General features: G+C 49.3%; 13 protein-coding genes. 2 read left to right on the plus strand and 11 right to left on the minus strand.

Annotated features, from left to right (window positions below; translation table 11 throughout):
* Positions 1–19: 19 nt before the first annotated feature.
* The 6 genes from AB1L17_RS09880 to dpaL all read right to left on the minus strand — a co-directional run bounded on the left by AB1L17_RS09880 (position 20) and on the right by dpaL (position 6,849).
* Positions 20–1,516, minus strand: coding sequence for a helix-turn-helix domain-containing protein (locus tag AB1L17_RS09880; RefSeq protein WP_412844632.1), 1,497 nt, complete (start codon positions 1,514–1,516; stop codon positions 20–22).
* Between the two features lie 95 nt (positions 1,517–1,611).
* The gene (locus tag AB1L17_RS09885; RefSeq protein WP_412844631.1) at positions 1,612–1,827 is read right to left on the minus strand and encodes a hypothetical protein; all 216 of its coding nucleotides are present in this window, start codon (positions 1,825–1,827) and stop codon (positions 1,612–1,614) included.
* A 111-nt stretch (positions 1,828–1,938) separates the two neighbouring features.
* Positions 1,939–2,496, minus strand: a complete 558-nt coding sequence (lepB, locus tag AB1L17_RS09890; RefSeq protein WP_412844630.1) for a signal peptidase I — start codon at positions 2,494–2,496, stop codon at positions 1,939–1,941.
* Positions 2,497–2,596: 100 nt separating this feature from the next.
* Positions 2,597–4,378 (minus strand): sigma-54-dependent Fis family transcriptional regulator, encoded by a 1,782-nt coding sequence (locus tag AB1L17_RS09895; protein ID WP_412844629.1) that lies wholly within the window; start codon positions 4,376–4,378, stop codon positions 2,597–2,599.
* A gap of 75 nt (positions 4,379–4,453) precedes the next feature.
* The gene (locus tag AB1L17_RS09900) at positions 4,454–5,614 is read right to left on the minus strand and encodes an ArgE/DapE family deacylase (protein WP_412844628.1); all 1,161 of its coding nucleotides are present in this window, start codon (positions 5,612–5,614) and stop codon (positions 4,454–4,456) included.
* Entirely contained in the window at positions 5,611–6,849 is a 1,239-nt protein-coding gene (gene dpaL / locus AB1L17_RS09905) for a diaminopropionate ammonia-lyase (RefSeq protein WP_412844626.1), read from the minus strand. The genes AB1L17_RS09900 and dpaL overlap by 4 nt, the downstream gene beginning before the upstream one ends.
* Before the next feature lie 408 nt (positions 6,850–7,257).
* On the opposite strand from dpaL, the gene AB1L17_RS09910 reads away from it, so the two are divergent.
* The gene (locus AB1L17_RS09910) at positions 7,258–7,659 is read left to right on the plus strand and encodes a hypothetical protein (protein ID WP_412844625.1); all 402 of its coding nucleotides are present in this window, start codon (positions 7,258–7,260) and stop codon (positions 7,657–7,659) included.
* Positions 7,660–8,524: 865 nt separating this feature from the next.
* Here the strand turns inward: AB1L17_RS09910 and AB1L17_RS09915 are convergent.
* Both AB1L17_RS09915 and AB1L17_RS09920 read right to left on the minus strand, forming a co-directional pair.
* Entirely contained in the window at positions 8,525–8,938 is a 414-nt protein-coding gene (locus AB1L17_RS09915) for a VOC family protein (RefSeq protein WP_412844624.1), read from the minus strand.
* Between the two features lie 79 nt (positions 8,939–9,017).
* Positions 9,018–9,773 (minus strand): sigma-70 family RNA polymerase sigma factor, encoded by a 756-nt coding sequence (locus AB1L17_RS09920; protein ID WP_412844623.1) that lies wholly within the window; start codon positions 9,771–9,773, stop codon positions 9,018–9,020.
* 250 nt (positions 9,774–10,023) lie between these two features.
* Between AB1L17_RS09920 and AB1L17_RS09925 the strand changes: the two genes are divergently transcribed.
* Positions 10,024–10,512: an NUDIX domain-containing protein gene (locus tag AB1L17_RS09925; protein ID WP_412844622.1), complete on the plus strand. Its 489-nt coding sequence runs from the start codon at positions 10,024–10,026 to the stop codon at positions 10,510–10,512.
* Positions 10,513–10,560: 48 nt separating this feature from the next.
* On the opposite strand, the gene AB1L17_RS09930 is transcribed toward AB1L17_RS09925, so the two are convergent.
* The 3 genes from AB1L17_RS09930 to AB1L17_RS09940 all read right to left on the minus strand — a co-directional run bounded on the left by AB1L17_RS09930 (position 10,561) and on the right by AB1L17_RS09940 (position 12,932).
* On the minus strand, positions 10,561–10,929 hold the full coding sequence (locus AB1L17_RS09930; protein ID WP_412844621.1) for a class I SAM-dependent methyltransferase: 369 nt from the start codon (positions 10,927–10,929) through the stop codon (positions 10,561–10,563).
* Complete coding sequence (locus tag AB1L17_RS09935; protein WP_412844742.1) at positions 10,919–11,272, minus strand: putative RNA methyltransferase; 354 nt, start codon at positions 11,270–11,272, stop codon at positions 10,919–10,921. The genes AB1L17_RS09930 and AB1L17_RS09935 overlap by 11 nt, the downstream gene beginning before the upstream one ends.
* Positions 11,273–11,459: 187 nt before the next feature.
* Positions 11,460–12,932 carry a right-handed parallel beta-helix repeat-containing protein gene (locus AB1L17_RS09940; RefSeq protein ID WP_412844620.1) on the minus strand — a complete coding sequence of 491 codons (1,473 nt, stop codon included), beginning with the start codon at positions 12,930–12,932 and terminating at the stop codon, positions 11,460–11,462.
* Between the last annotated feature and the right edge of the window lie 61 nt (positions 12,933–12,993).

Genomic DNA, 12,993 nt, shown 5'->3' on the forward strand with positions numbered 1-12,993 from the left:
CTGTCTTTTTTTTCGATTTCTATCTTTTCTTTTGATTTCGTAACAAACGTGGAGTTGTCCCTGTCTTTTCCTTAAAAATTTTACTGAAATAATTGGCGTTTATGAATCCACATCGCTCTGCTACCTCTTGGACAGACAGGGAGGTCTCAAGAAGCAATCGGCGTGCTTCTTTTACCCGCAACGATGTGAGTATTTGGCGAAAAGAGCTTCCTTGCTTTTGCGCGAGCAGCGTACTGAAATAGGAAGGACTGCGGTCGATATACCGTGCAACCTCCTCCAGGCGTAGTGCAGGATCGGTGTAACGCCCTTCTATATAGCGAATCGCCTGTTCCACGACATCTACACGGGACTCGTCGATGGGATGATGTGCCTCATCGAGCAGCTGATTGATAAATAGCAGCAGTTCCACTACGATCCGATACAAGATCGGCGAGTACAGAATCGTTTCGAAAACCCGGTGATACTCCTCTTCCAAAGGGGCGGAGTCAAGACCTCGTGATATCATGTAGCGCCTGACTTGGGCCAAAATACTCGTCAGCCGGATACGCAACAGTCCCGGCTCCGGGTAAGGTTCTTCCTTGTAAAAGAAATGTGTATACAGCCACTGCTTCAGCTCTTCCCGATTGCCCTCATCCAGCATTTCCACCCACGTGCGCTGTTCGGCGGGCGTCAAAAATGGGTCAATCATCGTCCAATTCACACGATGATCCACGACCGTCACTTGCCGATATCCTTTGAAAAAACGAATTTGCAGGGCTTGGCTCGCTTCCGCAAACGTTTCATTCAAGCTCTGCTCATGGTTGCTTGCGTCATACATGACCAAAAAGAGCGGCGCATCACTGTTTGCTTCCCAGTCCATCAGCAAACGCTTGCCCATTTGGTGGAGCGAAGAAGGCAAGCCCGAAGCATCCATTGGAAAAACACCCACAATGGTCTCCCCTAGCGGCAATAGAACCGGTTTGTCGCGAAACGGATATTCCTCAAAAAAGCGCAGCAGCTCCGGATGCCGCTTCGGATCTTCCAATTGAGCCAGCATGAGCGAATAAGACTTGGCTTGTGCATGCCCTGGGAAAAACAGGTCAAGATACGAGACATCCCTGCTATTACCGGATCCCGTTCCCTTCTCTTCGTTCATTGGCTTCCGATCCAAGCGCTCCTGACAGCATCTCGTCAGGATTCTCCTGATGTATTCCGGTGTCTGTGGCTTCAGCCATAGATCGCGTGCAAAAAGTCCGATCCCCTGCATCGCCCGCTCAAACGTCGCCTCTGAGGTAGTCACCACAACGGTCGGACGATACTGATCCACGAGAAGCTTCAGCCGGTCCCACTGCCCACGCCCGATCATGTCCAATTCAATACAGATCACTTCCGGTGTATGCGCTTCCATCATTTCAAATACGTCTTCCATAGTCCCGGCACTATGCACCTTGTCATACGGAATGGCATAGCTGCTGACGAGCCAGCCGATCCCGATTCGTTCGTTCTGGTCCCGATCCGCTATCAAAATGCTGGGCATATGCCGTCCTCCTCGACCATTACCTAATTAACTAGCAAAAGAAATACCAGCCTAAAGAGAATGGGGCTGGTATTAGTTTACCATACTGACCACTATCATTGCGTCTGTAAGAGCTTTACATGACTCTTCCACTCATCAGGATCTGGAAGTGGCATCTTCTTGGCGTCTTGCCAGTCGGTTGGTTTCGCATTCGGGATGAAATGATGGTGGGACCCCGCATTTGAGTTGCTTGAAGAGTGCGCACTTACAGTAGTTGCCCAAGCAAGCATCGCTATCAGTAAAAGCTTGGTGAAAATAAGCTGTTTTTTCAAGGACTACACCTCTTCCTCCTCGTATTCATTACCCTTAAGACGTGGAAGGAAGAGTTTTGTTTCATCGAAAAAAGGTCGTCCGCAATGGACAACCTTTCTGCTTGTCGTTCCTTATTTCTTGAGAGGATTTTCGATCATGGTTCCCATCACATGATCCAGCGGGATAAAACCAATATCGCGGGAATCCGTACTATGATTCCGGTTATCTCCCATGACATAAACATGATCGGCTGGAACGGTGATAGTCCCTTCCGCTGCATAATCCATCGTTTCTTTGATGTACGGCTCGTTCAATGCCTGACCGTTTCGATATACCTTGTTGTCTTTGAACTCCAATACGTCGCCTGGCCTTCCGATGACCCGCTTGACGTACATCGAGTGATCATCGCCCTGGCCCGTGACTAGCGACACCAGGGGGTGCCCCAGGATATCGTCCTTCCATGTACGGTCTCGCTCTACCCGACTGTCGATTACGACGATCTCTCCGTAATCTGGCAAATAAGAAAACGTGTGTGATAGCTTCGAAACATATATGCGCTGTTCGTCTTGTAAGGTAGGGTCCATGGAATGCCCATCAACCTTGAACGGCTGAAATACAAAAATTCCGAGGACAAGGGCGAAAACGACAGCAAAGGTTATCGAGCGAATCCATCCAAAAACTTCTCTCATTTTCTTTTGGCACTCCTTCCTTCGAGCATTCTCTCCTACTGTTTCTCAACCATCATACCACATTCTCCGCGTAAATCCCAAAAACGGGCCAACAGTCAAATTAGGTGAGACCGTACTCGCGCAGCTTCCGAAACAGTGTCGCCCGACTGATGCCTAATAGTGTAGCTGCTTCTTCCTTTCGTCCATTTCTTTCCCGGATTTGCTGCATCGCGGAATCGATTGCTGCTCGTTCCAGTTCTTTTAGCGTAAGCCCGTGCTTCTGCCATTCTGTAGGCGCCAGAGTTTGTTTACCAGGAATGGAAGCAGGATCACGAAGCATTTCCGTTCGAATGGGCAAGCTCGAAGCCTGCACCCAAGAGGTTGTTTCCATATTGATCGCGTACTCGATGACATTTTCAAGCTCTCGGACATTTCCTCTCCAGTCATGATGAAACAGTACGTTTTGCGTCTCTTGGGAAAAGCCGTTCATCTTCTTACCCAGGCGATTCGCATGTGCCAAAAGGATATCATTCGCCAGAGGCAGTATATCTTCTCTACGTTCTCGCAGCGAAGGCAAGTGAATTGGAATGACGTGCAATCGATAGTACAGGTCCAAACGAAACAGCCCCTTGGCTACCCGCTCCTGCAAATCCAGATGTGTCGCAGCAACGATTCGTGCTGCTATCGGTATCGGCTTGCCATCTCCCCCGATTCGGTATAGTTCCTTTTCTTGCAGCACGCGCAACAGCTTACTTTGCAAATGCATAGGCAAATCGCCGATTTCATCGAGAAACAGCGTGCCTTTTCCTGCCACCTCGAACAAGCCCGGCTTTCCACCTTTTCGCGCTCCTGTAAATGAGCCTTCTTCGTAACCGAACAATTCACTTTCCATCAAATGCTCAGGGATCGCTGCGCAATTGATCGAGATGAATGGCTGATCATGGCGCGGGCTGGCCTGATGGATGGCCCTGGCAAAAAGCTCCTTTCCTGTTCCACTTTCACCTTGAAGCAGCACAGTCGAATCAGTGGCTGCCACACGTCTTGCTACTTCTTTTGCCTGTACAATCGCCGTGCTGTTGCCGCCGATCATCCAAAAAGGATCGAGCTGGGAGTATCCACTCACCTGTCTTGCGATTTGCACGACCTCCTGCACATCATCAAGCGTAATGACCCATTCTCTGATCGTACCCGCCAGCAGAATCGGCTTGATCCCGAACAAAAATGTCTTGTCTTCCCGCCCGATGGACAAAACGACCTGCTTTGGCGCAGTCTGCGAGGCATCTGCTCGGCGAATCGCAGCGATCCACTCAGCCGTTTGGCTGTCATCGTGATCGAGCTGCAAGTATTGTCGGGCCCGTTGGTTCGCCTGAATAATCCGATTGTCTTGATCGACGAGAAGCATGGCTTTGTCCATTTCATCCATGATGACACGCAGCTTTTCTACTGTAAGCTGCTGCTCGACGTACAAGTAATGCTCTTTTAGCTTGATCGCTACCAGCTCTGCCATCTTTTGCAAATAAGTTAGAATTGCATCCACATCTGCAAACAGCCGCTCCCGCTGCTCCTCATCGAAAGCAAGCAGTCCGATCACACCAACATTTTCATTGTCTAATTGAATCGGGCAACAAATCTCTCCCGTCTCCGCGCAATTTCCATAATGCATACAGGGACGACACCGTTCATCCTGCCCTGGATGCATGATCACGACAGGCTGCCCAGCTAAGAGCGACTCCCGGTATATATGGTCCTCTCCTGCCATCGTCCGCAAAACACCCGCCTCGGTTTTCCCCGTCCCTGCGATTCGCAAAAACTGATTGTCCGCGATTTCTACCTCGACGTGCAAAACGGATGCAACAGCAGAAGCAATCTGTTGTACGCTTTCCTGAATCTCTCGCAAGGGCATCTGACTTCCCCCTTCCCCGTCTATCTCTTGCCTACATTATAGCGCATCCAGGAGAAGCCAAGCCTTATGGAGCTTTTACCTACAAAAATCGCAGATCGTTTCCACCAAGATGGTACTCATGTCTACCAAGCTCTCGACCTCTACATATTCCACTGCTGAATGAAGACCCGCTCCTGTTGGCCCGAACAAGACGGTAGGGATTCCTGCCTCCTGCAATAATGCTGCATCCGTCCAGCCCGAGAATCCGCATACTTCCGGTGTTTTTCGCATCACACGCTCACACGCTGTCTGAAGAGCTACATAAACAGGCTCATCAAGTGCGACTTCAAACGGCTCTCGCAAAAATGACAGCTCGGCGCTCGCTTGGAACGTTTCGTCTTCTGCGCGCAGCTTTTGTAGCAACGATTCGATTTCAGCTGCTACGTCTGCCTCTGTCTCACCTGGCAACGTCCTTCTCTCCCAATCGATTCGGCAGTAGTCTGGGTAGGTGGATAGCTCTGTCCCACCCTGAATGAGCGAAGCATGGACAGATGCCGCACCGAGAATCGGATGAACTGCACCCTCCGCCAATCTGTCCGATAGACGTTCCAGCTCCTGCAGAACCCTACCCGCCCGAACGATTGCGTCAATTCCTTCTGCTGGACGACTTCCGTGAGCAGCCTTGCCCAGCACCTCGCATTTTACCCAAGCAAACCCTCTATGAACGACACCAATCGCCAAATCGGAGGGCTCACAGCATATCGCCGCGTCTGCTTTGTACGCTTTTACCAGCTCCTCCGTTCCGATGCTTTTATACTCCTCGTCAGCGACAAAAGTCAAAATGACGTCTCCTGTCAAAGGAGCCTTCGCTTGGGCGATTGCCTCTACAGCCGCAATCATTGCGCCCAGACTGCCTTTCATGTCCTGACTGCCCCGGCCGTAAATTTTATTGTCCGTAAGTGTAGGCTCAAACGGGGGAATCTCCATGCGTTTGGCGCTGACCGTATCCATGTGTCCGTTTAGCATCAAGGATTTGCCGCCGCCTGTTCCCCGCAAAATGCCAACGACGTTGACCGCTTTATTGTTGATGGGCATGACATGAACCTCCAGTCCTGCCGCCTCCAAACGCTCTCGGATAAAAGCAGCAATCGCTTTTTCTCCGGGGCCGTCCTCATCGAGATATGGATTCACTGAGTCAATTCGGATCAAATCCTGCACCAACGAAATTAGTTCATTTCGATTGATCGTCACGTTCATTTTGTCATTTCCCCCTCTTCTCGGCATGCGCCTTCCCAGACAATACGTCTGTAGCTGTCTTGGTCCGTGTCACCTTCTGTACTGAAGCAAAGAACAATCGATTTTTCATTCAAGCCCAGCTGCTCTCGCTGTTGATGATACGCTGGCTTCTTCATCAGGGAAGCGAGAAGCCCTACCCCGACCGCACCGCTTTCACCGCTGACAATGGAAGGATCATCTCCTGTTGGAGCCGCGAGTATGCGCATGCCGTTTGCTGCCACGTAATCTGCACAGCTAACGAAGAAATCTGCATGCTCCTGCATGAGTTCCCATGCCATTGGATTCGGCTCTCCACATGCCAAGCCCGCCATGATGGTACGCAGCTCTCCCGTGGCTGCATGCGGTTGTCCGTCGCTCTTCTCTGCCGAGAGGACCATGCAATTGGCGCTATGCGGCTCGACAATGATGGTCGTAAAGTCTTTGTTTGCTGACTCTGCAACGAAATGTCCCAAGACAGCCGCCGCCATGGAACCGACACCTGCCTGCAAAAATAGATGCGTCGGCTGTTTGGAATCGATGAGGGCTGAGAGCTGCTCCATGGCCTCTGCTGCCATCGTCGTGTAGCCTTGCATGATCCACGTCGGGATGGTCGTGTAGCCTTCCCACGCTGTATCCTGAATGACCTGCCATCCGCGTTCCTTCGCCATTTGTTCAGAGAGACGCACGGCTTCGTCGTAGTTTCCATTGATGACGTGGGCTTGTGCACCTGCCTCGCGTATGGCATCGATCCGTTGCTGGGCTGAGCCTTTTGGCAAATAAACGACTGCATGCTGTCCGAGTGCCTTAGCTGCCCAGGCAACCGCACGACCGTGATTGCCATCTGTTGCGGTGACGAAGGTGACCTCTCCGATCTGCTCTCTCATCTCATGGGAGCACAGTGCTTCAAAGCTCAGCTCCTCCATCGATTGCCCCAGCTTCTCACACAAGAAACGAGCCATCGCGTAGGATGCTCCTAGTACCTTGAAGGCATTGAGGCCAAATCGCTTGGACTCATCCTTAACAAGCAACTGCCCGACACCTAATTCGCGGGCTAATGCTGGTAAGGAAACGAGCGGAGTCGGCTCATAGTTTGCAAGAGATTGGTGAAAAGCTTTTGCATAACGGGTTTCTTTTGCCGACAAATAGGTGGGTATGGTAGAAGTTTCGCTATTTTTTCTCTTGTTTTTCACGACGTAGATTGGTGGGCGGTTCTCCATCAATGAGTTCCTCCTTGTGGTGGTTTCTTCTCATTTGATAAAGCAAGGATCGTGCCAAGGATGTAAGGCATTAATTAAGTGTCAGCCGTCTCATATTGAGATTATTTCGTATCAAATTGATATTCAGAGTCTTATTTTGAGATTCTTTGTTCCAGCTGCTGTGGTGGGAGGAAACAGGAGAAAACGCTCCAGCTTCTTGGGTCACCAGCTAGGGGGCTTAGACTGCACGGCTCCATGGAAAAAGCGAAACCGCGTCCAAAGTAGAGGTTCAGGGATGCTTTTCAGAGGTGGACGCTTAAAGGCGTGTTTCGCTTTTTCCATTGCGCCTCGGTCGGTGCCCCAAAGATCTTTCGCTTATTTCTCCTGTTTCCTTACTAGCTGTTGGTGTTTCATTGAGTCTTTTAAAGAGTGATAGTACTTACAAGACCCACGCCAGAGAAGAATATTTCCAGTCCTAGCGACTTTCGAAGTCCAACCCAGCTTCGCGGCGATTCGCGGGTAAAAGAAACGCAACGTGCCTACGCGACGAAGCGGCTACCGCTTTTGCGTTTCCCCGCGAATCGCTGCGGAGCGGACAGTCCACACTTCCTCGCAGGACGTAGCCCGGAGCGTAGACTGGAAATATTCTTCGCTCCACTGCGGCCACTTGGTAAAATCCGCTTTCCAGCTGCTGTGGCGGGAGGAAACAGGAGAAAACGCTCCAGCTTCTTGAGTCACCAGCTAGGGGGATTGACTGCACGGCTCCATGGAAAAAGCGAAACCGCGTCCAAAGTAGAGGTTCAGGATGCCATCTCAGAGGTGGACGCTTAAAGGCGTGTTTCGCTTTTTCCATTGCGCCTCGGTCGGTGCCCCAAAGATCTTTCGCTTATTTCTCCTGTTTCCTTACTAGCTGTTGGATTTATCGGAGCTTTTAAAGAATCGAAGTGCTTGCTACGGAGAATTTACATCAGCCACGCCAGAGAAGAATATTTCCAGTCCTAGCGACTTTCGAAGTCCAACCCAGCTTCGCGGCGATTCGCGGATAAAAGAAACGCAACGTGCCTATGCGACGTAGCGGCTACCGCTTTTGCGTTTCCCCGCGAATCGCTGCGGAGCGGACAGTCCACACTTCCTCGCAGGACGTAGCCCGGAGCGTAGACTGGAATCCGCTTTCCAGCTGCTGTGGCGGGAGGAAACAGGAGAAAACGCTCCAGCTTCTTGGGTCACCAGCTGGGGGGATTGACTGCACGGCTCCATGGAAAAAGCGAAACCGCGTCCAAAGTAGAGGTTCAGGGAGGCCAACTCAGGGGTGGACGCTTAAAGGCGTGTTTCGCTTTTTCCATTGCGCCTCGGTCGGTGCCCCAAAGATCTTTCGCTTATTTCTCCTGTTTCCTTACTAGCTGTTGGATTTATCGGAGCTTTTAAAGAATCGAAGTGCTTGCTACGGAGAATTTACATCAGCCACGCCAGAGAAGAATATTTCCAGTCCTAGCGACTTTCGAAGTCCAGCCCAGCTTCGCGGCGATTCGCGGGTAAAAGAAACGCAACGTGCCTATGCGACGTAGCGGCTACCGCTTTTGCGTTTCCCCGCGAATCGCTGCGGAGCGGACAGTCCACACTTCCTCGCAGGACGTAGCCCGGAGCGTAGACTGGAAATATTCTTCGCTCCACTGCGGCCACTTGTGAAAAATTAACTCTAAGCGTTTCTCTCTTCATCCTCGGCAGATGGCCATCCACCCCACAAGTGGTTCAAATGCCCGTCAGGATCACGGAATGTAAAGCTGTAGCCTCCGCTTCGCTTGTACGTCATTTCTCCTACTTCGATTCCTTTGCTTTTGAGTTCTTCGTAAACCTCATGGATTTGATCTACTTGCAAGGAGATGATCGGTTGGGCTTGTCCAGTCATATCCGTAAAGTCCAATCGCGGGACTTCAGGGCAACGAATTAGCCCTAGACCCACCCCGCCTACGTTTAACCAAGCTTCATTGTCCTCCGGTGAATATTCAAAGGAAAAAGGAATGCCGAGCACATCTCGATACCACTTTACAGATACCTCCAAATCTTTGACAGGTAGCTGCACGACCGCAAAATTACGCACTTGGATACTCATTTGTGTTTCGCTCCTTTCTTTCAAATAGGTACGTTCACCTTCATTAACGAGGAGTAAGAACAAAAAGAAATGGGGTCCTCTACCATTTCTGAAAAAAATGCAGCAAATGTCCATCCGGGTCTCGAACGGAAAAGAAAAGCCGTTCTCCTGCTACTGAAACCTTCTCCACACTCACGCCCTGTTTGGCGAGACGCAGGTACGTTTCACAAATGGCATACGCATCTCCTGCACGAAAGGCCGCCAAAAATTGCTCGAACCCTTCTTTTGATACAAATCCAGACGAATCACGGTGACCAGTTTTGTCGGTTTTCTTTGTGATGGACCGGCTTTCATCCAGCTTAGATTGCTCAGCCAAGGTTAACAACCGCAGGCGAGCTCTCTTCACACCTTCCTTCACAGCGCCTACCGTCGTATGCAACAATGTGGCCGTTTCTTGGGCAGTAAATGAAAAAATGTCCATTAGTAGGATCAGCACCATCTGTCTGGCATTCAAGCGATCAGCCAGCTGCTCGAACACCTCTCGCTGCACAAATGCATCAGCTACAGTGGATGGATGCAGATACTCCGCTATATCGAATAGGGCTGTCTGCTGCATCGTCGCCTTTACTTTCCGACAATGATCGATCCAGGCATTGGTTGCAATTTGCTTCAAATACGCCTTGGTCAGTTCTCTCTCTGGGGCCTTCTGCAAGGAACGATACACCTTCGTCAATGTTTCTTGCAGGAGGTCCTGCGCATCCCATTCGTTTTTCGTGAGGGACATGCAGTGCTTTTTGATATCATCCAAAAAAGGCCTTACACGTAAAAAGGAAGCCTCATCCTGATCCAAGCCCATACTACCCCTCCGAAAATTCCCGACTATTCACACTTATTTTCAAAAAAAATATGGACGGTGTCAAACAGGAACCATGTAAAATATACCCAGGATGATTTAGGAAGGGAGTTGTTTCGGTTGCCGATTATTTTCTTTTGTATTACTGATCGAGTGTCTTCCATTCATCAGCCTGTCAGCCATACGTATTCACTCACTTTGTTTGAGAGCAGCATGGATTGGTTAATGACTACTGAGCCTTGAGGTGAGAAAAATGAGCATTCGTTATGAAGACTCTTATGTAGGGCAATTACGAAATGTAGTAGGACACGCCCCGCTCATCGTTCCATCCGTTCGCGCCATCATTTCGAATGCGGAAGGACAGGTGTTATTTCTCAAACATAATGAAAGATGGACAATGCCAGCAGGGTCGATTGAACTCGGTGAATCCATCTATGACACCTTGAAAAGAGAGGTGCTGGAAGAAACGGGGCTCGAAGTCGTGCAAGCGACATTAATCGCGATCTATACGGGGAAATCCGTCGTGGCCAATTCGTTCTCTGACGAATACCAGTTGTTTGAGTTTTTGTTTACCGTAGACCAATGGGTTGGCGATCTCGTCAAGCAAACCGACGAAACAACAGACGCGAAGTTTTTTGAGATAAAGGAACGCCCTGTAGCCAGAGATGGTTTTTGGGGCGCACACTACACGGAAGTATTCGAGGATTACAAACAATACGGCGGAACAGTAATCTTGAAATAAAAAAACGACCGCCCTAACCGGATTTACCCGCTCAGGACAGTCGCTGCTTTATTTCCTCCCGATCAACACAGTCAAATCAATGGTAATGTCTACTCCAGCCAAGTCTGACACCCGCTCCAACTGCTCTGGTGCCGCCGCCCATGCCAACGGAGTCATTTGAAGAAGGGAAGGAAGACTCCCCTCTTCCAGTCGGAACTGGTACTGGACCCGTTCCTTGCCGACTAGCTGGAAGCTGGCTTCGAAGTGATCGATCATGCGATGGTTCGCATATTGTTTTTTCGGTGTCTCTTGATACAAAACTTCCCGTAGCTCTCGCAAATAATTGGCTTCTGGAATAATCTTGATCATCAATCCGTCATCAGCCAGCAGTCTATGAAATTCATCTGTATTGGAAGGGGATAACAAATCACCCTGCATCCAGGATATACAGCTGGCTTCGCTCGGGATCTATTGTCTTCAGAATGACTTCGCTCAATACGCCATTCAGCGGATCAAAAAAGCCTTGCTCGCAAATTGCTCTTCTCGCTGCGAACATTTGCTTGTCATATTTTGATGGATAGGTACGCGCAGCCAAGTGAACGTAGCCGTACTTGGAAATGTCAAAGCAATGGGCATTGTTGCATACCAAGCTAGTCGCAGGTACATTGTGCATGGAAGCCTGGCAGACAGGACAACGAAAAATCTCCTCATGCCGGGAGATAGCAGTAGAAATCAAAATGAGCACCCCATTCATTCGTATTCGGTGAATGAAAAAAGGCACAGTCAAATAAACCCCCGGCATTTCCAGAAAAATGAAGGGATTACAGTGAACTGTACCTCAAATTACCGATAACGAATCCATTGGATGATCATGGTAAATGACACTCCTGCTGCTTAATCAAGTGGGCATGCTACGCCCCACTATTATCATAACGTATGGATTCCAGAATGTCTTACGATTCCATTATTTAGATCGGGAGCCATTGACGTGGTGTCACTGATCGGCAATACATCATTCTACCAACTGTCGTGTCAAAATATACTTGGCCTAGGTAAGGGTATGGAGGACGCTTGGAGGTGGGGCCGGCATAGGGGTAATTCCATGAATTGTCATGTTCAATGTGGGGAGTAGACGTACTGTTGACAAGAGGAGCACCGCTTACTTCAGATTTGTTTCCGCTGACCACGACCTCAGCGATTGCGCTTAGGGTCGTGATTCGGACAGCTTCTGGTCCATTGATAAAGCGATTGTTTTTAATATTGACCGATCCCTTGTTGATCTGGACTTGAATAGCACGGCCTGTCATTCCATCAAACAGGTTTCCTTCTACATCGATCATTCGATTTGCGGTGGAGTCACTTTTTCCGATGGCAACAAGAGCAGGAGGTGTATTGTTGCGGAATCTGTTTCCTTGAATCAGGCAATACAAATTCATTCCTTCGCCAACCTGTTCAAGTGACAATATCCCTGTTCTGGTCTTGTTATCCAGAAAATCATTGTCAATAAACCGGATATCCTCTGCGCTTTCACTAACCAGGATCATGTGAGAGTATTGCGTTCCCGTCGTTGAATCGATACCGTTATTTTTGAAAATATTTCCTTGCACCAAAATACTTTTTCCATTCGCAAGTCCGAGACCAAGTGCGTTATTCTCCACTCGATTGTTGATAAACCAAGCTTTATACGCACTCGCTGTGTTGACCCCCTCTCCCGACAGCTTCAGATTGGCTGGATAGCTACGAATGTCGTGAAAGTAGTTGTCATTAATGTGTAAATAGCGACCAGAACCGTACATATCAACACCGTCATCGACCATATGACAAATTTCATTGTGCATAATGTACAAGTTCTCGCAGTCGCCACCGTTGAACTTAATACCGTCACCCGTCCCTTTTTCGAAATAACATTGCTCGATGACCACATGGTTCGCTTTTTGGATCATCACGATGTTATCGACAAGAAAGCCACCGGAAGCTGAACAACGTTCCAGCCGAATATGCTCATTCCAAAAGGTCTTGTCATTGTAGTCAATGGGGGTTCCATCATAGGAAGATAGAAAATACGCTAAAGCGCCGTTAATCATGTGACAGTCACTCAATGTCACATACGACGTTTTAATGCCGCGATAAAAGCGAGCTACCCCCGTTGTTGCAGGTGTATCAAATGTTAGGTTGCTCACCTGAAAATGAGAGGTATCCCGTACGCGGAACAAATCGTTCCTGTTTCCCTTGATGACTGATCCTTGTCCCTCGACGTATATGTGACTGCCACCTGTGACCGTGATTGCAGCTGTGATCCGGTAGGTTCCTGCCGGGAAAATCAGAACATTTCCAACGCCGCTTACACAATCATTCATGGCCGCTTGAATGGCTGTTGTATCATTAGCCACCCCATTCCCTATTGCTCCATAGTCCATCACATTAATTTGTTTATAAACCACACTTGTCTCCTCCTCAACTGCTTGAACAACGATTATAATTAAATCTATTTCGAATTCGTAA

Origin of the sequence: Brevibacillus jepli (assembly GCF_047229145.1) — a bacterium.
Taxonomy (GTDB): Bacteria; Bacillota; Bacilli; order Brevibacillales; family Brevibacillaceae; genus Brevibacillus.

What these genes read in the sequence shown, in the direction of transcription:
- AB1L17_RS09915 (WP_412844624.1), bottom strand. Translation starts at nt 8,938, where the DNA reads ATGAGTATCCAAGTGCGTAATTTTGCGGTCGTGCAGCTACCTGTCAAA.
- AB1L17_RS09920 (WP_412844623.1), bottom strand. Translation starts at nt 9,773, where the DNA reads ATGGGCTTGGATCAGGATGAGGCTTCCTTTTTACGTGTAAGGCCTTTT.
- AB1L17_RS09930 (WP_412844621.1), bottom strand. Translation starts at nt 10,929, where the DNA reads ATGCAGGGTGATTTGTTATCCCCTTCCAATACAGATGAATTTCATAGA.
- AB1L17_RS09925 (WP_412844622.1), top strand. Translation starts at nt 10,024, where the DNA reads ATGAGCATTCGTTATGAAGACTCTTATGTAGGGCAATTACGAAATGTA.
- lepB (WP_412844630.1), bottom strand. Translation starts at nt 2,496, where the DNA reads ATGAGAGAAGTTTTTGGATGGATTCGCTCGATAACCTTTGCTGTCGTT.
- AB1L17_RS09900 (WP_412844628.1), bottom strand. Translation starts at nt 5,614, where the DNA reads ATGAACGTGACGATCAATCGAAATGAACTAATTTCGTTGGTGCAGGAT.
- AB1L17_RS09895 (WP_412844629.1), bottom strand. Translation starts at nt 4,378, where the DNA reads ATGCCCTTGCGAGAGATTCAGGAAAGCGTACAACAGATTGCTTCTGCT.
- dpaL (WP_412844626.1), bottom strand. Translation starts at nt 6,849, where the DNA reads ATGGAGAACCGCCCACCAATCTACGTCGTGAAAAACAAGAGAAAAAAT.
- AB1L17_RS09880 (WP_412844632.1), bottom strand. Translation starts at nt 1,516, where the DNA reads ATGCCCAGCATTTTGATAGCGGATCGGGACCAGAACGAACGAATCGGG.